Origin of the sequence: Streptomyces sp. NPDC088812, from assembly GCF_044750285.1 — a bacterium.
GTDB lineage: Bacteria > Actinomycetota > Actinomycetes > Streptomycetales > Streptomycetaceae > Streptomyces.
Genome location: NZ_JBIVJP010000005.1, coordinates 117,019 through 140,529, shown reverse-complemented (window position 1 = coordinate 140,529; position 23,511 = coordinate 117,019). Strand labels below are relative to the sequence as shown.

Here is a 23,511-nt window from a genome sequence, read left to right as displayed (position 1 = left end):
CAGCGGCCCGGACCGAGCAGCGCGGACTACCGGTCCGCGCGACTACCGGTCCACGCGACTACCGGTCCACGCGGCCCGCACGGCTGGCCCGTCCCACCCGGTCCGCGTCCAGCGGCCCCGGATCCCCGTCCTCGCCGTCCTCGCCGTCCTCGCCGTCCTCGTCCAGATCGGTGTCGAGATCGTCATCGACGTCGACGTCGACGTCGTCCACCGCGTCCTCGACGTCGTCGATGTCCTCCACCTCGTCGACGTCGTCGATGTCACCGGTCTCCTCGATGCCGTCGGCCGCCTCCAGGTCGTCGAGGTCGTCGTCGAACACCGAGCTCACGTCGAAGCGGCAGACCACCCGCTGCGGGTCGACCTGCTCGAAGGGCGCCTCCAGCCACTCGCCCGGCTCGGCCGGTTCCTCCGCGGCCACCACCCACAGCGTGGAGTCGCCCTCCTCCAGGCCGAACTCCTTGTGCCGGGAGGCGATCTCGTCGGGTTCGAACTCCCCGAACAACAGGCCCAGCGCCCCGTGGACGGTACCGGAGGCCCGGCTGTCCGCGTCGGCGCCGCCGGTGTACTCCGCTGCCTCGACCCGCTGGGCCTGCCCCAGCAGCCGCTGCTGGTCCGCCACGGCGTAGTCGCGGCGGATCAGCACGCTCAGCGCGTTCGGTTCCTCCGGACCCGCATACGGCGGCAGCGAGTCGTCCGCCGCGGGGATCTCGAAGGGGGTGACCTCGTCGTAGCGGTCGTAGAGCAGTTCGTCGTACGCCTCCGCCGCCGCGGCCAGCTGGTTGAACGCCTCGTAGACGGCCGGGTCGTCCTCCCCCGTCCTGCGTTCGACCGCGGCCAGGTGGCGGTCGAGCGCGGTCTTGACCGCCTCGGCGGCGGCGCGTACCTCGGCAGCGGTGGGCTGCGCAGCATCAGACATAGAGCAGACGCTATCCGTACCGGGCCCCAGCCCGCACAATAGATGCGATGCCGGAATACGAATTTGTCGACGTGTACGTACCGCGCGGGGTCTCCCGCAAGGAGGCGACACGTCTGCTGACGGACCATGCCGAGTACGGACACTGGGAGCTGCACCGCCTGAGCCTGCTGCGCGACGGCAGCCGTAGGGTGCGCCTGCGCCGCCGGATCATTCGCCAGGCGCGTGCCACGTGGTGAGCTGAACACGACGAAGACGGAGCGGGCCCCGTGGCGGCGGGGCCCGCTCCGTCGTGGAGGGCGCCGAAGGCGCGTGGCCGGTTACGCCGAGGCGCGTGCCTTGCGGTAGAGCACCGCGCCCGCGAGCAGGGTGCCCGCGCCGACCGGCAGGGCGAGGCCCAGGGGCAGCTCACTGCCGGTCCGCGCGAGCTGCGCCGAGTGGGCGGGCTGCGCGGCACGGGCGGGCTGCCGCGCGGACGCGTGGCCGGCCGGGGTGACCCGCTCCGGGGTGGACGGCGCGCCCTCGGGTCCGGCCGGGGCGGAGTCGGCCGGCTTGCCGGGGTTCTGGGTGCCGGGGTCGCCGGGGGCCCGGTCGCCGGGAGGCGTGCCGTAGTCGTGGCCGGTGGGGGCGCTGTCGTCGGCGCAGTGGTTGCCCGTCGTCGGGTTGAGGGCGCCGATGACGTCGATGCTGTTTCCGCAGACGTTCACCGGCACGTGGATCGGCGCTTCGATGTGGTTGCCGGAGGCGACACCGGGCGAGTGGGCGGTGTGCCCGCCCGCGTGTGCGCCGCCCGAGCCGCTGTGCGCTTGGGGGCCGCCCTGGTCGCCGCCGTGTCCGCCGTGCTCGCCCCCGCCGTGCTGGCCGCCGCCCGTGTGCCGGCCCCCGCCGCCGTGGTCGGCGCTCCGGTTGGCGCAGGAGTTGCCGACGGCCGGGTTGAGGATGCCGATCACGTCGACGGTGTTGCCGCAGACGTTCACCGGCACGTCCACCGGCGCCTGGACCGTGTTGCCGGACGCGACACCGGGCGAGTGGGAGGCGGACCCGTGTGCGCCGGAGTCGGCGTGGGCGTAGCCGCCGGCGGCGGCGATCACCCCCGTCGCCGCCGCCACGGTCATCAGGCTCTTGCGGGTGACCTGTCGCATTGCTGAGTCCCTGCTTTCGATCTCGTCCCGAATTGCTCGCGTCATTCCAGGGACGCGATTGCCTCGGGTTCTTCGAACTTCTTCGGCTTTTCCTTCCACACCCGCGTTACGGGACGCTAAAAGACGGGTGGGGCCCGGAGCGGGTGGCGCGCGCTCCGGGACCGACGGTGTGGACGACCCCTCAGCGGGTCGGCGTCACTTGTTGACGCAGTAGTTGCCGAAGGCGGGGTTCAGCAGGCCGATCACGGAGATCGTGTTGCCGCAGGCGTTCACGGGGACGTGCACGGGCACCTGGATCACGTTGCCGGACACGACGCCCGGGGAGTGCACCGCGGCACCCTGGGCACCGGAGTCGGCGACGGCCAGGCCCGCGCCCGCGAGAACCAGCCCACCGGTGGCAGCCGCGACGGCGACGACCTTCTTGATCATTATTCCTCCTAGTTGACAAAAGCGATCCCCATCAGCGGATCGCATCACCAGTAACGAGGAGGAATTAATGAGGCTACGCGCTTATCGTCGCATTCACTCTTCCCAGTCACGTCCGCACAGGCGCACGATTAGTCCATTCTCGTTCCACCGGGAGAATTGGACAATTCAGGACGCGTCGATGAAACGGTCGAGTACGCGCACCCCGAACTGGAGCCCGTCCACCGGCACCCGCTCGTCGACGCCGTGGAACATGCCGGCGAAGTCCAGCTCCGGCGGCAGCTTCAGCGGGGCGAAGCCGAAGCCGCGGATGCCGAGGTCGTCGAAGGACTTGGCGTCCGTCCCGCCGGAGAGCATGTAGGGGATGGCCTTGGCGGTCGGGTCCTCGGCGAGCAGCGCCGACTGCATCGCCTCCACCAGCGCCCCGTCGAACGAGGTCTCCACGGCCTTGTCGGCGTGCACGTCCTCCCGCCGCACCTTCGGCCCGAGGATCCGGTCGAGGTCGGCGAGGAACTCCTCCTCGTGCCCCGGCAGGAAGCGCCCGTCGACGTGGGCGGTGGCCTCGCCCGGGATGACGTTGACCTTGTAGCCGGCGCCGAGCTGGGTCGGGTTGGCGGTGTTGCTGAGGGTGGCGCCGATCAGCTTGGCGATGCCGCCGAGCCGGGCGAGGGTGGACTCCATGTCCTCCGGGTCCAGTTCGATGCCGAGCGCGTCCCCGAGCTCGTCGAGGAAGGCCCGGGTGGTCTTGGTGACCCGGACCGGGAACTTGTGGCGGCCCAGCCGCGCTACCGCCTCCGACAGCTCGGTGATCGCGTTGTCACGGTGGATCATCGAACCGTGCCCGGCGGTGCCGGCAACGGTCAGCTTCATCCAGTGCATGCCCTTCTCGGCCGTCTGGATCAGATAGAGCCGCCGCTCCTCGCTGACCGTGAAGGAGAAGCCGCCCACCTCGCTGATCGCCTCGGTGACGCCCTCGAACAGCTCGGGGTGGTGGTCGACGAGGTACCGGGCGCCGTACGTGCCGCCCGCCTCCTCGTCGGCGAGGAACGCGAGCACGATGTCGCGCGGGGGCCTGCGCCCGGTGCGCAGCCGGTCGCGGACGACCGCCAGGGTCATCGCGTCCATGTCCTTCATGTCGACGGCGCCCCGCCCCCACACGCACCCGTCGGCGACCTCGCCGGAGAACGGGCCGTGGGTCCAGTCGGCCGCGTTGGCCGGTACGACGTCGAGGTGGCCGTGGATCAGCAGCGCGGGCCGGGACGGGTCCTCGCCCTCGATGCGGGCCACGGTGGAGGCCCGGCCCGGGTGCGACTCGAAGATCCTCGGCTCCAGGCCCACCTCGGCGAGCTTCTCGGCGACGTACTCGGCCGCCTTGCGCTCACCCGGTCCCGAGTGGTCGCCGTAGTTGCTGGTGTCGAACCGGATCAGCTCACGGCAGAGGTCCACGACCTCGTCCTCGCCGGTGACGCCCCTGGCCGTGTCGTCCGTCGCGCTCACGCTGATTCCTCCCGCTGTCGCTGCTGTGGGTCCCCCTCATCCTCCCCCCGCCCGCCGTCCGCGCCCAAGAGCGGACCCGGCCCGTCACACCCCGTTCACGACCGCCGCCGCGGCGGCCGACGGGCCACCTGTGATCGAGCACCCTCGAAAGCCTGGTAATGTTTACGACGTCGCCGCGGGGGAAACCCCGCACGACAGACACCTTGTCCGGGTGGCGGAATGGCAGACGCGCTAGCTTGAGGTGCTAGTGCCCTTTATCGGGCGTGGGGGTTCAAGTCCCCCCTCGGACACCAGCAGAGACCCCAGTTCACCTGGGGTTTTTCTGTTTCTCCGGCTGTGGCGTGACCAACCACGTGACCAACAGCCGAGCGAATCTCCTGGTCAGACCGGGCAGCGCTGGAAGCGGCCAGCTTCTTCGCCCCTTCGGCGCGACGCCTGCCGTAGCGCGCCATGGTGTAGCCCGGCGAGTGGTGCCGGGCGTTGGCCGAGACCTCTACGGGGTTCTCGTGGTTGTCGAGATCGTTCGTGATCTTCGACGCCCGCCAGTCGTGCAGCCGGAAGTTCTCCGGCAGGTGCAGACGGTTGCGTGCCGTCCGCCAGCGGGCCGACACCTTCTCGGGGTCCTGGGGTCCGCCTGCCTCGCCCCGGTACAGCTTGAAGCCGTCACGGGCGAACACAAGGTCATGATCCACCCAGAGATCCCCGAGCCGCTCCCGCTCCGCGTCCTGGCGTTCCTTCTGCCGCTTCAGGACGTTCATCAGGGCTTGGTCTACGTAGATGATCGCGTTGTCGTCTCCATCCTTGGTGAGCTTGCGCAGCCGGTAGGTGTTGCCCTCTTCGACTACGACCCAGGCCAGTTCGATGGCGCACTCATCCCAGTGGATGAGCGACCACTTCCACCCCAGCACTTCGCAGCGTCGGCATGAGGTGGCCGCGTACGAGGTCCACAGCGGGGCGTCCCGAAGGCAGTGGTGAGACAGCCCGCCGTCACAGGCCCGGTTGCCGCACGGCTTCCAGATGTCCGCTAGGAACCGCCCCGTCTCGTGATCGTTGAGCGTGGGGAAGTCCGGCTGTGCCGCTTTGATCTGCCGTTCCGTGGGCGGGTTCGCCGTGTGCGCCGGGTTGACCGCGAGGAGCTTCCTCGGTCCGGTCACCGAGTCCAGCGCGGCCGAGATGATGTTGTGTATGTGGCGGACGCTCTTGGGTCCGAGCGGCTTGTTCCCGTTGGCCTCGATGGGCGCGGTTTCCAAGAGCCGGTACAGCTCGTCCAGCCGCTCGTCCGTCACCTCCACCACCTTCACCCTGCCGATGTGCGGCTTGATGTGCAGCCGGATCTTCGGCTCGTACCCCTCCTTCGTGGTGTCCTCGCCCCGGTGCTTGGCAAGCCATCCCTCCATGAGCTGTCCCATGGTCATGTCGGAGCGGGGTGTGAGGGTGCCTGCCTCGTGGTCGGTATGCCACTTGCGCAGCGCCCGTTCCGCCTCGGTCTTGTTCTTATACTCCCGGCCTATCCAGTGCTCCCTCTTGCCCGTCGCCGGGTTGAAGTGCAGGGGCGTACGCACGCCCCAGGTGTTCGGTCGGCCCGTGCGCGAGATCTCCACCGGAGTCCCACCGAGCCCGTTGCCGCGCTTTGCCATCCGGCTAGTTCCCCCTCGCTCTGTCCCAGCCGCTACGGCTGTCGCACCTGTTCGACATCGATCCCCCTCAGCGTTTCGATCGCCTTGTCCGTGAGCTGTCCGCCCGCCTTGCCTTCGACCTTGGTCAGGAAGCCACGCTGCCGCGCCGCTCGAAGGTGGCCCTTCAACGTCGCCTGCTTCGTTCCCGTCCACAGCTCAAGGTCTTGAGCGGGTGCCGTCCGTCCAAGGTTCACGAAGCGCACGTACAGGGCGGAGAGCACCGCGAGGTACTCGTCCGAAACCCCCTTGGGGAGGCCGGCAAGCTCCCGCCGGAAGCTCTCGATCGCCTGCTGTCCAGCGCGGGTCAGCTTTGTCATCGACCCTGCGTCCTTCGCGAACGCGGCGGTGTCGACCTGCCGCAGGACCGTGCTCGTGATGCCGCGCGCTACGCCTTGCCCGCAACGCGGCAGAACTCATGACGTTGTCCTCCACCCTGCAAGCGGACGGCATCCAACTCGCACTCCTCTCCGGTCCCTTGCAGGGCGTGTACGACCCAAACGGAGCGGGTGCCATCGTGTTCGCCGTCCTGGCCGTGGCCGCCGAGGTGGAGCGGGAGGGCATCCGGGAGAAGACGTTGGAGGGGCTGGACACTGCGGCCCGTAAGGGCAACCACGGTGGACGCCCCTCCGTCGTGGACGACGACAAGCTAGCCGTAGCCCGTGCCAGGCACGCCAAGGGAGAGAGCATCACCGCCATCGCCAAGGCGCTGGGGATCTCCCGGGCCACCTTGTACCGGCACATCGGTGAGAGCGCCTGGGACAGGCGCACAGGGGCGCAGTCAGGCGCTCACCTCGGAGCGCACCGGAACGGGTGGGCGAACACCGGTGAGCGCCTCCGCGCGGGCAACGAGCCGTGGTGCAAGGTCGGGGTACCAGCCACGGGCTACGGCTTGCAGCATCTCGGCCAGCGCCGCGAGTTCCCCGATTCGGCCGGCCGGGGTGTCGAGGGTCGGCGCGAACTCCCTGCGGATGCGGGCGGCTACGTCAGGAACGAGCAGGCTGTTGGCGTGGAGGAGCCCCGCGTCATAGCCGAACGGCACCAAGCCCCACCGCTCCCAGTCCAGCAGGCACAGGGGTGCAGCGGTGAGGTTGCCCCAGTGCAGGTCACCGTGACCGGTCACCCGCTCCACCTTGGCGGGGGCCGGGATGCCGAGGAACTGGGGGAAGGCCCGTTCGATCCACCCATCCCGGACAGTCGTCTTCACACCCTCCACTTCAGCGAGCAGGGCAAGGGCTTGGCGAAGGTCCGCCCACCACTCGTCAGGCAACCCCGGGTCGCGGTCGATGTCGGCCCGGTCGGGAGACACGATCGGCTGCGTCACGTAGTCGAGGACTTCCGCCTCGAAAGCCCACTCCCCGTCAGTCCAGTCGTGCACCTCGTACAGTCGGGGACGAGGGACGCCGTCAGGCACCAGCTCGGAGGCGCCGACGATGCCCTCCCCTCGTTTCCTGCCCGCGTTCCTCTTCGCCGTCCGGCTCACCCGCAGCCACCGGTCCCCCGCTCGGCGTCCGAGGGTGACACCGAGGAAGCCCCACGCCAGCGACCCCGTGCAGGTGAGACCCAGTGCCTTGGCCGCCCGGTCGTGGGCGGCCTCCATCAGGGCCTGCACCTCCTCATTCACTGGCGAGTTCATCCGTCACCCTCCTGAGTTCCTGGGCCGTCATAGGCGCAGCCAGAGCCTTCGCCGCATCGTCCCAGTGTTCACGGGTGCTCGCGGAAGTCAGGACGACATCGAGGCCAGGGCACGAGCCAGCGGCCAGCAGGGCAGCGGCTGCGGCCGACAAGCCAGGGCGGATGAGGTTCACCAGTTCGGGCGTCATGGCATCGAGGAGGGCGCCCCCGTGCAGGGGCGCGGAGCCGAACGTGATCAGCCCCGCGTCCTTCGCCTGCACCAGTGGTCCGCCGCCGTTCAGTGCCTGTGTGATCGGGGCATCCATGATCAGGCTGACGGGCATCTGCAACCCCGTGAAGTGATGCTCGGCGGTACCCGCCGCCTCTCGGGCGAGAGTGAGCAACTCGGGCACGCTGAACGCCCCGGAGGTCAGGCCCGACCAGGTGGCGACGCCGTACCCGCCGATCCTGCCCGTGCGGGCGAACTCCTCCAGTGCCGTAAAGGCTTCCCGCACACGCCCGTGCAGAGCCGTACGGTCAAGGCCCTGGCCGTCGTGCTCCGGGTTGTGCACGAACACCAAGTCCACGCGCCCGAGCGTGGCCAACGAGCGCTCCGTCTGCCAGCGGACAAAGCCCCGCTCAAGGCTGTGTCTACCGGCCGCCTCTTCCCGGGTGAGCACGCCGTCAGCCAGTGCGGTGCGGCCCTGTTCCTCCGTGAAGAACCCCGCCTTCGTGGCTACCCGCACGGTCGGGTACTCCCTGAGAAGCGGGCGCAGTTCCGCGTGCGCCCGACCGTGGGCGTAGTTGGGCGCCGTGTCCACCCAGGGGCTACCGGCAGCCAGGGCGGTGCGTGCCGCCTGACTGACAGCACGCACGCGGTATGTCCCCAGGGAGAGCGCGGCGGTCACAGCGCCGTCCCCACGACTGCGACGGCGTGGCCGTCGATGAGGACGGAGACCAGTTCGGCTACGTCCTTGACCTCCAGTCCGGCTGAGTCGGCCATCTCGCCCAGCGTGGTCGGCTGGTTGGTCAGCAGCGTGCCCAGTGCGGGAGCGGCGGACTCGGCGAAGTCCCACGCGGTACCGGCTGCCGAGAAGGTGACCGTGCCCTCTGCCGGGTTCGCCGTCAGGCGGCCCCTCGGAGCGGTCAACTTGACCGTGATCTCCCCTCGTGCGGGGAGCCCGTCTACGTAGGGCAGGGACGGAATCGCGTGGCCCAGGTCGGTCGTGTCGATCGACTCCGCCCACCGCTCCACGAGACGCGGGTCCGCCATCATGTCGGTCACCTCACGGCTCACGGCGTCGATGAAGTCCGCCTGTTCCGCCAGCGGACCGAAGCGTGGGATGTCCCTGCGGAGCGCGAGGGACGCCCGGAGCTGATCCACGACCCAGAGCATCAGGTCAGCGCCCGTGTGCGTGACCGTGCCGAAGGTGAGGTGAAGGGATTCCGTCCCCTGGTCAGCGGTGACCGCGTGCCACCAGCCGCGCGGCAGGTAGAGCACGTCACCCGGGGACAGAACGAGGTCCGCCAGGGGGTCGCCCTCCGGCTCCTCCGGCGACTCCACGTCTCGGAAGGTGGGCGCCTCGCGGGTCATCCCCCACAGGCGCCACCGCTTCGAGCCATGCAGTTGGACCACCACCACGTCGTGGTCGTCCCAGTGCCGGCCGAAGCCCTCCCGCTCGGTCCACGAGGCGTACACGTTGGCCTGCACGGAAGTCCCGAGGAAGCGAGCCAGCCCCTCCGCAGCCGCCCCCACAGCGGGGTGGATCTTCTCCACCGCGTCGAGGACCAGCGACGCGCCGTCCCTGAGTTGGGCGTGGAAGTCGGACGGTTGGATGCGGGACCAGGTGACCGCTCGCCGGTGGTGGGGATGGCGTAGCGGTGCAGCGGGACCATCTCGCCGTCGACCGAGAGGCGTAGCCGGGGCGGCTCCAGCCGCTGTGTGGCGATGATTCGGTTCAGGTCGTCCCAGGAGAACAGGCCAGCCGTGTCGGCGGCTCCGGGGATGTGTGCGTAGGAGCGGTGGTACGTCCGGGCGAGGAACTTGTCCCCGCCCAGACGCCCCGCCCACGAGGCTGCATCAAGCAACGTGGGCGCTCCCGTCAGTCGTTGCCGTCGGAACGGCCACCGCTGACGTCCGACTCCTGCTCGGCACGAGTGCGCGCGGCCACGATCTTCCGCTTCGCGATGAGCAGGCCGCCCCCCTCGGGGGCCACGGAACCGGTGTTCTCTTCCACCATCGGACTACCTCTCTCTTCTCGGGGACTCCCGCCCGGGATCAGGCGGGAAGCAAAGGGGGACAACGGCGAGCCCGGCGGTTACCGGATCGCCAGGGCTCCGGCGAGAACCACGGCACAGCCGCCGAGGATCATGGCCAGGTACAGCGGCCCCGCGTACCGGCCGAAGTGCCGCAGCACCCAGCGGCCCAGGCCGCGACTCACGCCGTCTTCTGCTCCGCCGCGACAGGGCGGAGATCACTCACAGACGGCGAGCTGCGGCCCGTGCACCGAGGGCACCCGCAGGGCGGGTACTTGGTCGGTGAACCCAAGATCACTGCGTTGCGGGTCCACCTGCACCTCACGAACCGGGCCGTACGTCCGGCCGCCGTCGTATGACACCCGCAGGGTCATGCGTCCGCCGTCGCGGTTTCTCGTTTCGTCTCGCTCGGTCGCCGCCATGGGGGAAATCATTGACCTGGAAAGCGGGGGTTGTGTAGTTCTTTCCCGTCATGGACCAAAGATCATGAACGGCAAGCGGCAGACCACTCCGCCAACGACGCTCGCGCTTCCTCCCCGAACAACGCGTACCCCTCCAGCGTGGAGAACAGTTCGAGATGCATTTCGATGTCTCTCGGATCTCTCAGGATCACGACACCGGTCGTGTTCTCCACGGTGGCCAGCGTGTTGTCATAGATGGTGAAGGTGTCCATAGGCGCCATGGGCTTGTATCCCGCGATTGGGATAACGCCGAGCTTCACGTTCGTAAGGTGGGTAAGCGAGGCCAGTCGGTCAATCTGCATTGCCATCGCAGCCGGGGGCAGGAGCGGCCACCTCACAGCCTGCTCGGTCAGGATGAAGGTAAACCGCTTCTTCGTGTCGTAAAGAACCTCCTGCCGCTCCAGCTTCCTCGCGATCGTCTTAGTGACATCGGCCGGGGAATGGGCAAGGCTGGCCCGGATGTACTCAGGGGTGGACAGCAGTCCTGTAATCATCGAGAGCAGGAAGAAGCGGAAGTCCGTAGACGAGGATTCGAGGGCTGCAAGTTCAGTCTGCTTCTTCTCCAGGCCCCTACGGCGCAGCGAGCGCAAGTCTTGCCATTCGGTGTTGGCCAGCCGCGCGAGGGCGATGACCTCCTCGATGACCTCGGGTGGAGCCACAACGGCTCGTAGGATTCTTTCCAGGTCCAGTAGGCTCGGCTGAGCTTTCCCGTTCTCAATCCGGCTGATCTTCGATTGGGACATGTTGCAACGCCGAGCGAGCCGGTCCCCAGTGAGGCCGGCTCGCTTGCGTAGTTCTTTCAGCAGGGCCGCCAGTTCCTGTTTCGGCTGGCCCATCTGCTCAGGGTCGAACGTCACCCGCTCACGTACTCCAGGAATGGAACCGACTCGGCAACGGCAATTCGCTTCCACTGCCGGTACGGTTCGGGATCACCCTCGTAGAGCTCCCGGTTTATCTGCGTCCCGTCCGCCCGGTAGTTCATCAGGACCACCTTGGACTCATCGAACATCCAGAAGTCCTGATCCGGAAGTCCCGGGTTCTCCCGGTCGGTGAGGTCGAGGATGCGGATATCCTCGCCCACCTTCACGTGGTGCCGGTAGTAATACTCGAACTCGAACCGAAGGTAGTCCGAGAGCGGGCGGGTCACGACGTGCACCCTGCCGACGCTCTTTCCTTCCGAGGTCCATTGCCGAATCTCGTCCATCCAGGCCGACGTGTAATCGTCGGGGGATTTCTCCCCGGCGAGGGAGCGCTTCAGCTTCTCCGCTTCCTGGGGCATGGTGTAGACGGGCAGCGTTTCCAGTCGCCACGCCTCACGCTCCATGGAATCGAAGCAGTCATTCCACGCGTCACCATCCAAGTGCACGGAACGCCTCCCTGAGAACTGCCTCCGGGATTTCCACGAGCCCTTCCCCGGAGGGCGGGGTGAAGGCGTCGGACACGTCGCCCTGCACCACGAACGACCCGGTAGCCGTGCGGTACACGTTCGGGCAGTCCTTCTCTCCGCACTCGCCGTTGCCGTTGCCCGTGAGCCGGGTGAGTGCCGAACGTTCGGACATGCCGAACCCCCTTGCTCTGGCCCCGTTTGGGCCGCCTGCCCAACGACACTAGAGGGGGCGATGTCACGCGTCTATGCGCGAACGCGACTATGCGTGTCCTTGCATAAACAGGGCGTCGACCGCCCCGGCGCCACCCCGGTACGTGGTCGCGCACGTGCCCGTGCAGACTGGGCGTAGCCCCGTGGCGCCGTCCCGGAAGCCTGACCAGGGACGGACGCCTCGGAGGAGGGTTGGTCACGTGACCAACGCATGACCAACAGGGGCCCGAGAGGGCCTGAAACAGCAGGAAAGAACAGGAGAAACGCCCGCCGAAATAAAGCCTATCGACGGGCGTTTCCCCAGTTCAGAGCGGTTGGGGGCTGGTGCCCGAGAGGAGAGTTCAAGTCCCCCCTCGGACACACGGAAGAGCGAGGGCCGCGACCATCAGGTCGCGGCCCTCGCTCGTGTCCGCGTGCCGGTCCGGCCGTCCCGCACAATGGTGACCATGACCAGCCGTTCCTGCCCGTGCGGGCTGCCCGGGCCGTACGCGCAGTGCTGCGGCCGCTTCCACTCCGGCGACGCCGTCGCACCGACCGCCGAGACACTGATGCGCTCGCGGTACAGCGCCTTCGTGCACGGGGACGCCGGCTACCTGCTGCGGACCTGGCACCCGCGGACCCGGCCCGAGCGGCTCGACCTCGATCCGCGGATGCGGTGGACCGGGCTGGAGATCCTCGACACGGTGGACGGATCCGCCTTCCACACCACGGGCGTCGTGGAGTTCCGGGCCTGCTACCGGGGCGGCGCCCTGCGCGAGCGGAGCCGGTTCGAGCGGGTCGACGGGGGCTGGGTGTACGTCGACGGGGAGTTCCCGGCGGAGTAGCGGCAGGGCCTCGCCCCGGGGGGACTGCCGCGCGGGGACGGTGGCGGGCCGCGGCGGTGCGGCGTACGGGGTGGGCCGCGGTGGTGCGGGGCGCGGGCAGTGGCGGGCTAGGGCGCCAGGATGTCCAGTTCCTGCAGCGCGCCTGCCGTGATCTCCCGGGTCAGTTTCTCCGCGCGGTCCGCGTCGCCCTCGCGGACCGCCTCCGCGAGCTGGACATGCAGGGTGACGGCGGCCGGATCGGGGTCCTCGAACATGACCTCGTGGTGGGTACGGCCGGAGAGGACCTCGGCGACGACATCGCCGAGGCGGGCGAACATCTCGTTGCCGGAGGCCGCGAGGATCACCCGGTGGAAGGCCACGTCGTGGAAGAGGTACGCCTCCAGCCGGTGACCGCGCGAGTTGGCCACCATCCCGAGGGCGCACTCGGTCAGCTCGGCGCACTGCCCCGCCGTGGCGTTCCGCGCCGCCAGCCCGGCGGCCACCGGCTCGATCGCCGAGCGCAGGACGGTCAGCGAGCGCAGCTGGTGGGGACGGTCGGCGCCCGCCAGACGCCAGCGGATGACCTGGGGGTCGTAGACGTTCCACTCGGCCTTCGGGCGCACCGTCACGCCCACCCTGCGGCGGGACTCGACGAGGTGCATGGACTCCAGGACGCGGACCGCCTCACGCATCACCGAGCGGGAGACGTCGAAGCGCTGGGCCAGCTCGTCGGTGCGCAGGACGCTGCCCGGAGGGTACTCGCCCGCAGTGATCGCGGGGCCGAGGGTGTCCAGTACTTGGCCGTGCAGACCCCGGCCCGGAGTGGTCATGCACTCAGCGTACGGGGTACGTCACGGCACCAAAAAGTCAGACTTATTTGTCACAGACTCTTGAATTCGTCGTACCTAATAGGTTTCAGTGTCGTCGACATCAGGTGTCGAGGAAGACAGCGAGGCAGAGATGCGAACCCCCCACGTCGTCGCGGTGATGGGCGTCGCCGGTACGGGCAAGACCACGATCGGTCCGCTGCTCGCCGCCCGGCTGGGCGTCCCGTACGCCGAGGGCGACGACTTCCACCCGCAGGCCAACATCGCGAAGATGACGGCCGGCACCCCGCTCGACGACGACGACAGGTGGCCCTGGCTCGACGCCATCGGCACCTGGGCGCACGGGCGGGCCGGGCTCGGCGGGGTGGTCAGCTGCTCGGCGCTGAAGCGGTCCTACCGGGACCGGCTGCGGGCGGTCGCGCCCGACCTGGTCTTCGTCCACCTGGCGGGCGACCGCGCACTCATCGAGGACCGGATGACGCAGCGGCAGGGGCACTTCATGCCGACCGCGCTGCTCGACTCCCAGTACGCCACGCTCCAGCCGCTCCAGGAGGACGAGGCCGGCGTCGTCGTGGAGGTGACGGGCAGTCCCGAGGAGATCAGCCGACGGGCCATGGAGGCCCTGACGGCGCTCCCCGAACCGGCCGCATAGACCGGCCTCCCAGACCGGCCTCCCAGACCGGCGTCGCAGATCGGCCGCACAGACCGGCGTCGTGAACCGGCCGCATCCGACCGGCCTCGCTGACCGGCCGCATGGACCGGCCGCTCAGACCGCCTGCGCGCACCGGCCACGCCGACCGCGCGCGCCGTCCGCGCGCGCCGTCCGCGCGCGCCGTCCGCGCGAGCCGTCCGCGCGAGCCCTTCCCCTTCTCCCCCTCCCCCCTCCCCCGTATCAGTAAGGGACCCCTGTGACCCCCGTGACCAGACTCAGCGTCGAGATGCTGGCAGCGGACACCGTCGAGCCGATCACCTCGGCCGGCCACGCCCAGCTGGGCATCGCCGTGCTGGCCGGTATCGCCGTCATCGTCCTGCTCATCACCAAGTTCAAGCTCCACGCCTTCCTGGCCCTCACCATCGGCTCGCTCGCGCTGGGCGCGTTCGCCGGGGCGCCGCTCGACAAGGCCATCACCAGCTTCACCACCGGCCTGGGTTCCACGGTCGCCGGGGTGGGCGTGCTGATCGCGCTGGGCGCGATCCTCGGCAAGCTGCTCGCCGACTCCGGCGGCGCCGACCAGATCGTGGACACGATCCTCGCCAAGGCGGGCGGCCGTTCGATGCCGTGGGCGATGGTGCTGATCGCGTCCGTGATCGGTCTGCCGCTCTTCTTCGAGGTCGGGGTCGTACTGCTGATCCCGGTCGTGCTCATGGTCGCCAAGCGCGGCAACTTCTCGCTCATGCGGATCGGCATCCCGGCGCTCGCCGGTCTGTCCGTGATGCACGGCCTGGTCCCGCCGCACCCGGGCCCGCTCGTGGCGATCGACGCCGTCCAGGCCAACCTCGGTGTCACGCTCGCGCTGGGCGTCCTGATCGCCATACCGACCGTGATCATCGCCGGTCCCGTGTTCTCCCGGTTCGCCGCCCGCTGGGTGGACGTGCCCGCGCCGGACCGCATGATCCCGCAGCGCCCCTCGGAGGAGCTGGAGCGCCGTCCGGGCTTCGGCGCCACGCTGGCGACCATCCTGCTGCCGGTCGTGCTGATGCTGGCCAAGGCGCTGGTCGACATCGTCGTGGACGACCCCGAGCACTCCGTGCAGCGCGTCTTCGACGTCGTCGGCTCCCCGCTCATCGCCCTGCTGGCCGCCGTGATCGTCGGCATGTTCACCCTGGGCCGGCCCGCCGGGTTCTCCAAGGAGCGGCTCCAGCAGCTCGTCGAGAAGGGCCTCGCGCCGATCGCGGGCATCCTGCTGATCGTCGGCGCGGGCGGCGGCTTCAAGCAGACGCTGATCGACTCCGGCGTGGGACAGATGGTCCTGGAGATCTCCGAGGACTGGTCGATCCCGGCGCTGCTGCTGGCCTGGCTGATCGCGGTGGTGATCCGGCTGGCGACCGGCTCGGCGACGGTGGCGACGGTGTCGGCGGCCGGTCTGGTCGCTCCCCTCGCGGCCGACATGTCGACCACCCACACGGCCCTGCTGGTCCTGGCCATCGGTGCCGGCTCCCTCTTCTTCAGCCATGTCAACGACGCCGGTTTCTGGCTGGTGAAGGAGTACTTCGGGCTGAGCGTCGGCCAGACGGTCAAGACCTGGTCCGTGATGGAGACGATCATCTCGGTCGTGGCCGGCGGCCTGGTCCTGCTCCTGTCGCTGATCATCTAGGGATACGGCGCCGCTGGACTCCCCGGCGCGGTACGGACCTTTCGTCGCGGGGTTCCGGCAGCCGGGGGGACGGCTCATCATGAAGGGACCGACGACTGGGGGGCGTCATGGCGATCTCGCTCGGCACGCGCGTCTCGGCCGTGCTCGTCGCGGGCGCCGTGGCGATCGTGACGGCGGCCGTGTACGAGGGCGACGGGCATGCCGGTGCGCCGCCGCGCGGTGGCGTCGGCAGCGCGCCGGGCGACCCGGGCCGGCACGGGTCGTCGTCGCCGGAGGGGCGTCTGCCCGCGAGCCCCACCCCCGCCGCGAGCGCGCTGGGCTCCGCGGAGACGGGCGAGGCCGCGGCGCCGGAGGCGGAGCGTCCTGTCGGCCCGGCGGCCGGCACGGGCCCTCCGTCCGTCCCCTCCCCGGGCACGACCGCCCGCCGCCCGGTGGCCACCGTGACCTGGTTACCGCCCGGGCCCGCCTCCCCCGATGCCGACCACCGGCCGGACCCGGCGTCCGTGTACGACCTCCTGCGCGCGCCCGACCGGTGCGCGGACGCCCTCCGCGCGATCCCCACCGCTCCGGCGGCTGCCGGCGAGTGGACGGTGCTGCGCGGACTGGCGCACGCCTGCCTCGCCGTCCAGGGCCGGGGCGGCAGCTGGAAGGTGGCCGAACAGGACCACGCGGCCCTCGCCGGCGCGGTGAACAGCTGCAAGGGATCCGCCGCCCGGCGGGTGCTCGCCGCTCTGATCGCCTTCCACCGGGCCCGCCCCTCGGGCACCGTCCGGCTGGCCGACGCCCCGGCGACCGCCGCACCCGCCTGCTCCTACGGCGTCGCCGCGGTCGACGCGGGCGACGACGGCGAGGCACGTCCCGGAGAGACCGTCCGCATAGCGCTGCGCGGCGTCCCGTTCGATCCCGCGGAGCTGGTACGGGCCGGGACGGTGCTCATCGGGGGGCGGCGGGCGGCCGTGTCGGCAGCGGGGGCCGGGTCGGGAGTGATGTCCGGAACAGGGGCGGAGACCGGGGCGGAGACCGGGGCGGTATCGGGACCGGGATCAGGATCGGGATCTGAATCTGGATCGCGGGGTGACCGGGTGGTGCTGGACGTCGTCGTTCCCGCTGTCGGCGACGCCGGGCCTCCGCGGCCCGTCGACGTCGTCGTGCGGTACGCGGCGACGGAAGCGGTCAAGAGGGACGCCTTCCGGCTGGTGGGCCCGCGGGGTGGTGGCCCCACGGGCTCACCCGGGCCGGAATCCCCGCAACCGCCGGGCGCCTCGGACGGCTCCGGCTCCGGCGCCCGCCGCCCGCCGCCCCGCTCAGGTGCCGGTGCGCCCGTCGCCTGAGTCCCTCATCCGCGCCACAGCGGATGCTCCCGCCCGGCCCACTCCCGGCTCACCGCCCCGGTCCGCATGCCCCGCCTGGCCTCCGGGTCGCCCAGAGCCATACCGATGTGGCCGGCGAGGACGATGCCGATGGTCAGGGCCAGCCAGTCGTGGACGAAGGTCGCGCTGGTGCGCCACATGATCGGGGTGAGGTGGGTGAACCACATGAGCAGTCCCGTGCCGAGCATCACCAGCGTGGCGCCCGCGATCCAGGCGGCGTAGATCTTCTGCCCGGCGTTGAACTTGCCGGCCGGCCGGGACTCCCGCCGCCGGTCGCGGCGCAGGGCGGCGCGCAGCCAGCGGCGGTCGTGCGGGCCGAAGCGGTTGAGCCGGCCGAGGTCGGCGCGGAAGGCCCGGGACGCCAGGCCGGCGAGGACGGGGACGGGCAGGGCGAGGCCGGCCCACTCGTGGACGCGGACCACCAGCTCACGGCGGCCGACGAGCTGCGCGAACTCGGGGACGTAGAGGAAGGAGGCCGTCACCACGCACACGCCCATCAGCACGGCCGTCGTCCGGTGCACCCACCGTTCGGCCGGGGTGAAGCGGTGGACCCTCGGGGCGGCGGCCGACGCGGCCGGCGCGGTCTCAGCTCGTGGGTTCATCGTCGCGTCCGTTCGAGCGGCCCACCCAGGCGTCGACGTCGTAGCCGCGCTCCTCCCAGTACCCGGGCCGCACCGTCTCGGTGACGGTGATGCCGGAGAGCCACTTGGCGGACTTGTAGAAGTACATGGGCGCCACGTAGAGGCGGACGGGGCCGCCGTGGTCGTGGCCCAGGTCCTCGTCCTGCATGCGCAGGGCGACGAGGACGTCGGCGCGGCGGGCCTGGGCGAGGGTGAGGCTCTCGGTGTAGGCGCCGTCGAAGCAGGTGAAGCGGACGGCGCCGGCCGATGCGCGCACTCCGGCCGCGTCGAGCAGCGCGGACAGCCGTACGCCTTCGAAGGGGGTCTCGGGCACCCGCCAGCCGGTGACGCACTGGACGTCCCTGACCAGACGGGTCTGGGGCAGGGCCTTCAGGTCGGCCAGGGTGTAGGCGGCGGGGCGGTCGACGAGGCCGTCGACGGTGAGGCGGTAGGTGTCGGCGTTCTTGCGGGGGACGGAGGACGTCACCGAGTAGTAGCGGAAGCCGCCGCCGTTGGGGAGGAGACCGGTGAGGCCGGTGGGGTCCTTGTCGGCGGCGCCGCCGAGGAAGCCCTCCAGAGCGCGCTGGAGGCTGGGAGCGGCGACGACGCCGAGGGCGCCCAGGCCGAGGGTGCCGAGGAAGACGCGGCGGCCGACGGGGGTGCCGCGTTCCTCGGGCTGTTCGGGATGCACGGGTCCATTCGAGCACTCGGGGGCCCGGCGTGGCCAGGGACCGAGGGGTCGTCGGTGATCCGACGCCATTTCTCACCTGGTCCTCAGAGAACGCCCTGTCCGGTCCCGGGGGCGCGGTGTCCCGTGTCCTACGCGGTCTCCCGTGTCCTATGGGGTCTCCCGTGTCCTACGCGGTCTCCCGTGTCCTATGGGGGAGGAAGCGTCCCGTGTCATCGGAGCGGGGAAGCGTCCCGGTGCGTGGTCAGCCGCCGCCGAGCGCGCCGGTCCGTGCCGCGCGGAAGGCGGTGTACGGGTCGCGGTCCGGGTAGGACCAGGGTGCCGGGGTGGCGTGGTCGCCGATGCGGTGGAACAGGGCGGCCGCCTCGGCGGGCCGTCCCTCGCAGACCTTGGCGTGGGCGAGGTAGTTCAGGTCGACCAGGCGGCGGGGGTGGCCGTCGTGCTCCCACTCCAGCCACCAGTCGAAGGCGGCCTTCATCACGTCCGCGGCCCGGTGGTCGCGCCAGTGCGCGGCGGTGGCCGGGTCGGCGGGGGCGAAGCCGCGGGTGGCCAGGGCACGGTAGCGCTCGGCGTGCGCGACGATCGGGAGGATCGCCAGCGGAGAGTCGGCGGGCGCCTGCTCTGCGGCCCAGGCGGCGAACTCGTAGACCTCGTGCAACGGGTCCGGACCGGCTGCCGCACGGCGCTCGGCGAGCAGGGCGACCATCAGGTGGTGGGCGTGGTGGTGGTCGCGGTGGCGGGCGCGGATCTCCTCGAAGATCCGCACGGCGTCGGCGGAGCCCTCGTCCTCCAGCATCAGCAGTCCGAGCCACGGGGTGGGGTCGGCGGGGGCGAGCGCGGCGGCGTCGCGGCAGGCCGCGCGGGCACCCGACGGGTCCTCCTTGCCCCGCAGGGCCCGGCGGACCCGGGCCAGGGCGCGCAGGACGGCCGCGTCGGCCGAGCCGGGTTCGGCGAGCAGCCACGCACCGGCCCAGGCGGCGGCGTACGGTTCGAGGGCGAGGACGGCGACGCGGTGGCCGCGGCGGTCCCAGTCGTCACCAGTGCGGGCGAGCAGGGAGCGGGCGGCCTGCCAGCGGCCCTGCGCCAGGGCGGAGCGGGCGGCGGCGAGGTCGGTGTCGTCGAGCGCCGCGCCGGGACCGGCGTCGGGCGGGCGGGCCGCAGGCTCGCGGTCCCGGGTCCGGTCCGGGGCCAGGCCTCGGTCCGGGGCCAGGCCTCGGTCCGGGGCCAGGCCTCGGTCCCGGGCTCGGTCCAAGTCTTGGTCCCGGCCTTGGTCCCGGGCTCGGTCCGGATTCAGGTCTCGGCCCAGGTCCGGGGCTCGGTCCGGATGCAGGTCTTGGTCTGGATTCATGTCTCGGTCTGGATTCAGGCCTCGGTCCGGGTGCAGGCCTCGGCCGGATTCGGGTCTCGGTCGAGGGGGAGCGGGGGGTGGGGGCACCGCGGGACTTCCTCAACCTCCTCGGTGACGGGCCTGGCAGCGGCCCGCGAGCGGCCCGGTGACCCACAGGAAATCCTCAGCTCGCGTCCACCGTCAAGGGCCGCGGTCACATGACAGGTGTCAACTTCCTCCGTATTCGCGGGACTTGGCCGCGGCTCCGGCCTGGTGGGGCCGGGTGCGCCCGGCTGCGGTGTGGCGTACGCCATGGCGCCCGCCGTCCCCGTCCCGGAGCATGGCCGTACCGGCGCCCCGGGTCTCCGAGCCCCGCGCCGGTTCCGTCGGGTGCCGCGACCGCGCCGGCCGCCCGGTTCCGAAGCCGTCCCGGAAGCCGTTTCCGGGCGCTCCCGGGCCTGGAGGGCGCCGGGGGTCTACAGTCGGCCACAACGCACTCCCGTGGCCCGACCCGATGATCGAGGTACGCAGCGTGTCGGTTCTGGTTCTGGTCCTCGCCGTGAGCGCCGCGTGCTGCCTGGGTTTCGGCTTCGTCCTCCAGCAGAGCGCGGCACAGCAGGCGCCCCTCGGCGACTTCCTCAGGCCCCGGCTGCTGCTCGACCTGATGCGGGTGCCGCGCTGGCTGGGCGGCATCGGGCTGATGGTGGCCGGCATGGTGCTGGGCGCGATCGCGCTGGGCAAGGGCGAGATCTCCCTCGTCGAACCCCTGCTGGCGACGAACCTGCTCTTCGCGCTCGCCCTCTCCCGCCACCGGACCAAACAGCCCGTGGGCCGCCAGGGCTGGGCGGGCCTGGCCCTCCTCGCGGGCGGGGTGAGCGCGTTCCTGCTGGCGGGCGAACCGCACGGCGGCACCGTCGTCACCGACCCGGTGCGGCACTGGCTGATCATCGGCGCGACGGTCGGGCCGGCCCTGCTCCTCACGGCGTACGCCAAACGCACCCGGCTGTCCTCCGCCCCGGTGCTGCTCTCCCTCGCGGCCGGGCTCCTGTACGGCGTGCAGGACGCCCTGACCCGGGTCAGCGGGAACCGCTTCGCCGAGGCGGGCCTCGTCGGGCTGCTGAGCGGCTGGCAGCCGTACGCCGTGCTGGCCCTCGGGGTGACCGGGCTCATCCTGGTGCAGAGCGCGTTCGAGACGGCGCCGCTGCGTATGTCGCTGCCCGCCCTGACCGCGGCCCAGCCACTCGCCGGCATCCTCTGCGGGGTCGGCTTCCTCGGGGACCGGCTGCGCACCGACACCGGCGCGCTGGCCTGGGAGGCGGCGGGCCTCGCGGCGGTCGTCGCGGGCATCGTGCTGCTCGGGCTGCACCCGGCACTGCCGCAGGGCACCACCGCCCGCGAGCAGGTGAGCGGCCTCCAGCCGCGGTGAGGCCGGGACGGGGTCCGGCCAGGTGACCGGCGCCGGTCCGGCGCCTGCTTGGATGGGCGCATGAGCGCTGCTGACGAGATCCTCGACATCGTCGACGAGCACGACCGGGTCGTCGGACGGTCCCCCCGCGGCGAGGCCTACGCGGCCGGTCTGCGCCACCGTTGCGTCTTCGTCCAGGCGCGGAACGCCGACGGCCGGCTCTTCGTCCACCGCCGCACCCCGACCAAGCTGGTCTTCCCCTCCCTGTACGACATGTTCGTCGGCGGGGTGGTCGGCGCGGGAGAGGCGTACGACGACGCGGCCCTGCGGGAGGCCGAGGAGGAACTCGGCGTCAGCGGGCTGCCCCGCCCGGAGTTCCTCTTCAAGTTCCTGTACGACGACGGCGCCGGGCAGACCTGGTGGTCGGCGGTGTACGAGGTGCGCTGCGAACTGCCCGTACGGCCCCAGGCGGAGGAGGTCGCCTGGTACGGCTTCCTGCCCGAGGAGGAGGTCGAGCGGCGACTGTCCGAGTGGGAGTGGGTGCCGGACGGGATGGCGGCGTACGAGCGGCTCCGGGCCCACCGGGCGACGGGCTGAGCGGCGCGGCACCCGGGAGTCTCCTGCGCCGTGGGGTCTCCTGCGCCGTGGGGTCTCCTGCGCCGTCGGGTCTCCTGCACTGTGGGTGCACCGGCAACGCCTGGTCGGCGGGCCCCGGGTAGGGTCCTGAGCGTGATCGACTTCGCGCGGAACGTCCGGTTGTGGTTCGTGCCCGAGAGGGTGCGGCAGGAGGGGCGTACCCCCGACTACCGCTTCTCGCTGGCCAACGAGCGCACCTTCCTGGCGTGGCTGCGGACCGCGCTCGCGCTGATCGGCGGGGGGTTCGCGGTGGACCAGTTCCTGCCCGACCTGCGGTGGGGCTGGCGGGTCGGGCTCGCGCTGGCGCTGCTGGCGGCGGGCGTGCTGTGCTCCCTGCGCGCGGTGAACCACTGGGTGCGGTGCGAACGGGCGATGCGGCGGGGCGAGGACCTGCCGGCGTCCCGGTTCCCCGCGCTGCTCAGTCTCGCCGTCGCGGTGGTGGCCGTCGCGATGGTCGCCGTGGTGCTGCTCGGGTGGGACGGGTGAACGGCGGACGCGATCCCGGGCTCCAGCCCGAGCGGACCCGGCTCGCCTGGCGGCGGACGACGCTGTCGAGCACCGTGGCCGCCGTCCTGGCCGTGAAGACCGCGCTGCACGGCGGGCCGTCGGCCGGCGGGATCGTGGTCTGCGCGCTGTGCTGCGGGCTCTGGCTGGCCTTCCTGCTGCTCGCCCACCGCCGGATCCGCGTCCTTGCCGCGGCGCCCGCGCCACCGGCCCTGGCCTCGCGGCACGCCACGGCGGCGGTCCTGTGCGCGGTGGCGATGGCGGTCTGCGCGGCGGCCCTGGTCGTCGTCTAGGGCACCCCCGCTCGGCCGCCCCGGCGCGGGCGCCCCGGCGCGGCCGCCCCCCGGCGCGGGCGTCCCGCCTCGGGCCCCGCCTCGGGCCGCCCCCGCCTCGGGCCGCCAGCTTGGGCACCCCCGCTCGGCCGTCCCGGCGTGGGCGCACCCGGCGGCTACCAGCCCGTGGCCCGTGTCCCCGTCTCCTCCTCCCACTCCACCGTCACCACGATCTTGCCCTGCGTGCGCCCTTCCTGGCTGGCGCGGTGGGCGTCCGCCGTGCGGTCGAGGGGGTAGGTCTGCGAGACGTGGACGGAGACCGCGCCCTGTTCCGCCAGTTGGCCCAGCCGGGTGAGGTCCCCGGCGTCGGGGCGGACGAAGGCGTAGCGGCCGCCGTAGTCGACGACGTCCTCGTCGGCGATCGAGACGAGACGGCCCTCGGGGGCCAGCAGGTTGGCGGAGGTCTTCAGGGTGTCGCCGCCGATGGTGTCGAAGGCCGCGTCGACGCCCTCGGGGGCGAGGCCCCGCACGCGTTCGGCCAGGCCCTCGCCGTAGGTCACGGGTTCGCCGCCGAGGGAGCGGACGAAGTCGTGGTGGGGCTCGCTCGCGGTACCGATCACCCGGGCGCCCAGGTGGCGGGCGAGCTGGACGGCGATCGAGCCGACGCCGCCCGCGGCCGCGTGGACCAGGACGGTCTCGCCGCGCTTCACCTGGAGGGCGCGGGTCATCACCTGGTAGGCGGTCAGGCCCGCCAGGGGCAGCCCGGCGGCCTCCTCCCAGGTGAGGTTGCGCGGTTTGCGGGCGAGGGTGCGCACCGGGGCGGCGACGTACTCGGCGAAGGTGCCCCGGGAGAGGAAGTCCTCGCGGACGTAGCCGATGACCTCGTCGCCGACCGAGAACTCCGTGACGGACGCGCCGGGCCGGACCACGACGCCCGCGACGTCCCAGCCGGGGACCACGGGGAACGCGGCGTCGAGGATCCCGTCGAGCAGGCCCTCGCGGCACTTCCAGTCGACCGGGTTGACGGCGGCCGCCCGCACCTTGACGAGGACCGCGTCGGGGCCGACCTTCGGGTCGCGCACCTCCCCGTACTCGAGGACCTCGGGACCGCCGTACCGGCTGTAGCTGATGCCCTTCATGCCACCGACCCTCCGGGGTACTCGAA

At 71.4% G+C, this 23,511-nt stretch carries 28 protein-coding genes, 1 tRNA gene and 2 pseudogenes; 11 read left to right on the top strand and 20 right to left on the bottom strand.

All coding sequences use genetic code 11. From position 1 onward, the window contains the following. Positions 1-58 precede the first annotated feature (58 nt). Positions 59-916 (bottom strand): hypothetical protein, encoded by an 858-nt coding sequence (locus tag ACIP67_RS10935; RefSeq protein WP_401690593.1) that lies wholly within the window; start codon positions 914-916, stop codon positions 59-61. Positions 917-963: 47 nt separating this feature from the next. On the opposite strand from ACIP67_RS10935, the gene ACIP67_RS10930 reads away from it, so the two are divergent. Continuing rightward, positions 964-1,152 (top strand): DUF5703 family protein, encoded by a 189-nt coding sequence (locus ACIP67_RS10930; protein ID WP_385066927.1) that lies wholly within the window; start codon positions 964-966, stop codon positions 1,150-1,152. Between the two features lie 81 nt (positions 1,153-1,233). Here the strand turns inward: ACIP67_RS10930 and ACIP67_RS10925 are convergent, their stop codons facing one another. The 3 genes from ACIP67_RS10925 to ACIP67_RS10915 all read right to left on the bottom strand — a co-directional run bounded on the left by ACIP67_RS10925 (position 1,234) and on the right by ACIP67_RS10915 (position 3,978). Continuing rightward, entirely contained in the window at positions 1,234-2,055 is an 822-nt protein-coding gene (locus ACIP67_RS10925; RefSeq protein WP_401690591.1) for a chaplin, read from the bottom strand. 195 nt (positions 2,056-2,250) lie between these two features. Next, the gene (chpH, locus tag ACIP67_RS10920) at positions 2,251-2,484 is read right to left on the bottom strand and encodes a chaplin ChpH (protein WP_401690589.1); all 234 of its coding nucleotides are present in this window, start codon (positions 2,482-2,484) and stop codon (positions 2,251-2,253) included. Positions 2,485-2,649: 165 nt separating this feature from the next. Next, positions 2,650-3,978 carry a M20/M25/M40 family metallo-hydrolase gene (locus tag ACIP67_RS10915; RefSeq protein WP_401690587.1) on the bottom strand — a complete coding sequence of 443 codons (1,329 nt, stop codon included), beginning with the start codon at positions 3,976-3,978 and terminating at the stop codon, positions 2,650-2,652. Positions 3,979-4,183: 205 nt separating this feature from the next. Between ACIP67_RS10915 and ACIP67_RS10910 the strand changes: the two genes are divergently transcribed. Then, positions 4,184-4,271, top strand: a tRNA-Leu gene (locus ACIP67_RS10910). Here ACIP67_RS10910 and ACIP67_RS10905 read toward each other — a convergent pair. Together ACIP67_RS10905 and ACIP67_RS10900 are read right to left on the bottom strand one after the other, a co-directional pair. Continuing rightward, positions 4,233-5,615, bottom strand: coding sequence for a tyrosine-type recombinase/integrase (locus ACIP67_RS10905; protein ID WP_401690585.1), 1,383 nt, complete (start codon positions 5,613-5,615; stop codon positions 4,233-4,235). The genes ACIP67_RS10910 and ACIP67_RS10905 overlap by 39 nt on opposite strands. 32 nt (positions 5,616-5,647) lie before the next feature. After that, positions 5,648-5,971 carry a hypothetical protein gene (locus tag ACIP67_RS10900; protein ID WP_401690583.1) on the bottom strand — a complete coding sequence of 108 codons (324 nt, stop codon included), beginning with the start codon at positions 5,969-5,971 and terminating at the stop codon, positions 5,648-5,650. Positions 5,972-6,054: 83 nt separating this feature from the next. On the opposite strand from ACIP67_RS10900, the pseudogene ACIP67_RS10895 reads away from it, so the two are divergent. Continuing rightward, positions 6,055-6,381 (top strand): annotated as a pseudogene (locus tag ACIP67_RS10895) (helix-turn-helix domain-containing protein); the annotation flags it as partial. A gap of 51 nt (positions 6,382-6,432) precedes the next feature. On the opposite strand, the gene ACIP67_RS10890 reads toward ACIP67_RS10895, so the two are convergent. The 9 genes and pseudogenes from ACIP67_RS10890 to ACIP67_RS10850 all read right to left on the bottom strand — a co-directional run bounded on the left by ACIP67_RS10890 (position 6,433) and on the right by ACIP67_RS10850 (position 11,541). Further along, complete coding sequence (locus ACIP67_RS10890; RefSeq protein ID WP_401690581.1) at positions 6,433-7,287, bottom strand: hypothetical protein; 855 nt, start codon at positions 7,285-7,287, stop codon at positions 6,433-6,435. Next, on the bottom strand, positions 7,268-8,173 hold the full coding sequence (locus ACIP67_RS10885) for an aldo/keto reductase (RefSeq protein WP_401690579.1): 906 nt from the start codon (positions 8,171-8,173) through the stop codon (positions 7,268-7,270). The genes ACIP67_RS10890 and ACIP67_RS10885 overlap by 20 nt, the downstream gene beginning before the upstream one ends. Beyond that, positions 8,170-9,353, bottom strand: a pseudogene (locus tag ACIP67_RS10880) (cupin domain-containing protein). The gene ACIP67_RS10885 and the pseudogene ACIP67_RS10880 overlap by 4 nt, the downstream one beginning before the upstream one ends. 14 nt (positions 9,354-9,367) lie before the next feature. After that, positions 9,368-9,505, bottom strand: a complete 138-nt coding sequence (locus tag ACIP67_RS10875) for a hypothetical protein (RefSeq protein ID WP_173456875.1) — start codon at positions 9,503-9,505, stop codon at positions 9,368-9,370. Positions 9,506-9,583: 78 nt separating this feature from the next. Then, entirely contained in the window at positions 9,584-9,706 is a 123-nt protein-coding gene (locus ACIP67_RS10870; protein WP_356149245.1) for a hypothetical protein, read from the bottom strand. A gap of 33 nt (positions 9,707-9,739) precedes the next feature. Continuing rightward, positions 9,740-9,943 (bottom strand): hypothetical protein, encoded by a 204-nt coding sequence (locus ACIP67_RS10865; RefSeq protein WP_401690576.1) that lies wholly within the window; start codon positions 9,941-9,943, stop codon positions 9,740-9,742. Positions 9,944-10,005: 62 nt separating this feature from the next. Then, positions 10,006-10,839: a helix-turn-helix domain-containing protein gene (locus ACIP67_RS10860; protein WP_401690574.1), complete on the bottom strand. Its 834-nt coding sequence runs from the start codon at positions 10,837-10,839 to the stop codon at positions 10,006-10,008. Continuing rightward, on the bottom strand, positions 10,836-11,348 hold the full coding sequence (locus ACIP67_RS10855; RefSeq protein WP_401690572.1) for a DUF6879 family protein: 513 nt from the start codon (positions 11,346-11,348) through the stop codon (positions 10,836-10,838). The genes ACIP67_RS10860 and ACIP67_RS10855 overlap by 4 nt, the downstream gene beginning before the upstream one ends. Continuing rightward, complete coding sequence (locus ACIP67_RS10850) at positions 11,332-11,541, bottom strand: hypothetical protein (protein ID WP_189418471.1); 210 nt, start codon at positions 11,539-11,541, stop codon at positions 11,332-11,334. The genes ACIP67_RS10855 and ACIP67_RS10850 overlap by 17 nt, the downstream gene beginning before the upstream one ends. Before the next feature lie 475 nt (positions 11,542-12,016). On the opposite strand from ACIP67_RS10850, the gene ACIP67_RS10845 reads away from it, so the two are divergent. After that, on the top strand, positions 12,017-12,403 hold the full coding sequence (locus tag ACIP67_RS10845; protein ID WP_401690570.1) for a YchJ family protein: 387 nt from the start codon (positions 12,017-12,019) through the stop codon (positions 12,401-12,403). 107 nt (positions 12,404-12,510) lie between these two features. Here ACIP67_RS10845 and ACIP67_RS10840 read toward each other — a convergent pair whose 3' ends face one another. Continuing rightward, a complete protein-coding gene (locus ACIP67_RS10840; protein ID WP_389519896.1) occupies positions 12,511-13,212 on the bottom strand; it encodes a FadR/GntR family transcriptional regulator in 702 nt (233 codons plus the stop codon). A gap of 130 nt (positions 13,213-13,342) precedes the next feature. On the opposite strand from ACIP67_RS10840, the gene ACIP67_RS10835 reads away from it, so the two are divergent. From ACIP67_RS10835 to ACIP67_RS10825, 3 genes are all read left to right on the top strand, one after another. After that, on the top strand, positions 13,343-13,861 hold the full coding sequence (locus tag ACIP67_RS10835; protein ID WP_401690567.1) for a gluconokinase: 519 nt from the start codon (positions 13,343-13,345) through the stop codon (positions 13,859-13,861). A 265-nt stretch (positions 13,862-14,126) separates the two neighbouring features. Beyond that, positions 14,127-15,524: a GntP family permease gene (locus ACIP67_RS10830; protein WP_401690565.1), complete on the top strand. Its 1,398-nt coding sequence runs from the start codon at positions 14,127-14,129 to the stop codon at positions 15,522-15,524. Positions 15,525-15,631: 107 nt separating this feature from the next. Next, positions 15,632-16,855: a hypothetical protein gene (locus ACIP67_RS10825; protein ID WP_401690563.1), complete on the top strand. Its 1,224-nt coding sequence runs from the start codon at positions 15,632-15,634 to the stop codon at positions 16,853-16,855. 5 nt (positions 16,856-16,860) lie between these two features. Here ACIP67_RS10825 and ACIP67_RS10820 read toward each other — a convergent pair whose 3' ends face one another. The 3 genes from ACIP67_RS10820 to ACIP67_RS10810 all read right to left on the bottom strand — a co-directional run bounded on the left by ACIP67_RS10820 (position 16,861) and on the right by ACIP67_RS10810 (position 19,394). Beyond that, on the bottom strand, positions 16,861-17,496 hold the full coding sequence (locus tag ACIP67_RS10820) for a cytochrome b/b6 domain-containing protein (RefSeq protein ID WP_401690561.1): 636 nt from the start codon (positions 17,494-17,496) through the stop codon (positions 16,861-16,863). Next, complete coding sequence (locus tag ACIP67_RS10815) at positions 17,480-18,205, bottom strand: molybdopterin-dependent oxidoreductase (protein WP_401690559.1); 726 nt, start codon at positions 18,203-18,205, stop codon at positions 17,480-17,482. The genes ACIP67_RS10820 and ACIP67_RS10815 overlap by 17 nt, the downstream gene beginning before the upstream one ends. A gap of 241 nt (positions 18,206-18,446) precedes the next feature. Beyond that, the gene (locus ACIP67_RS10810; RefSeq protein ID WP_401690984.1) at positions 18,447-19,394 is read right to left on the bottom strand and encodes a hypothetical protein; all 948 of its coding nucleotides are present in this window, start codon (positions 19,392-19,394) and stop codon (positions 18,447-18,449) included. Between the two features lie 667 nt (positions 19,395-20,061). On the opposite strand from ACIP67_RS10810, the gene ACIP67_RS10805 reads away from it, so the two are divergent. The 4 genes from ACIP67_RS10805 (at position 20,062) to ACIP67_RS10790 (ending at position 22,367) form a co-directional block, all read left to right on the top strand. Next, positions 20,062-20,955 (top strand): DMT family transporter, encoded by an 894-nt coding sequence (locus ACIP67_RS10805; protein WP_401690557.1) that lies wholly within the window; start codon positions 20,062-20,064, stop codon positions 20,953-20,955. Positions 20,956-21,015: 60 nt separating this feature from the next. Beyond that, entirely contained in the window at positions 21,016-21,531 is a 516-nt protein-coding gene (locus tag ACIP67_RS10800; protein ID WP_401690555.1) for an NUDIX hydrolase, read from the top strand. A 132-nt stretch (positions 21,532-21,663) separates the two neighbouring features. Further along, positions 21,664-22,056: a YidH family protein gene (locus ACIP67_RS10795; RefSeq protein ID WP_401690553.1), complete on the top strand. Its 393-nt coding sequence runs from the start codon at positions 21,664-21,666 to the stop codon at positions 22,054-22,056. After that, complete coding sequence (locus ACIP67_RS10790; protein ID WP_401690551.1) at positions 22,044-22,367, top strand: DUF202 domain-containing protein; 324 nt, start codon at positions 22,044-22,046, stop codon at positions 22,365-22,367. The genes ACIP67_RS10795 and ACIP67_RS10790 overlap by 13 nt, the downstream gene beginning before the upstream one ends. 155 nt (positions 22,368-22,522) lie before the next feature. Here ACIP67_RS10790 and ACIP67_RS10785 read toward each other — a convergent pair whose 3' ends face one another. Next, on the bottom strand, positions 22,523-23,485 hold the full coding sequence (locus ACIP67_RS10785; RefSeq protein WP_401690549.1) for an NADP-dependent oxidoreductase: 963 nt from the start codon (positions 23,483-23,485) through the stop codon (positions 22,523-22,525). Positions 23,486-23,511 lie beyond the last annotated feature (26 nt).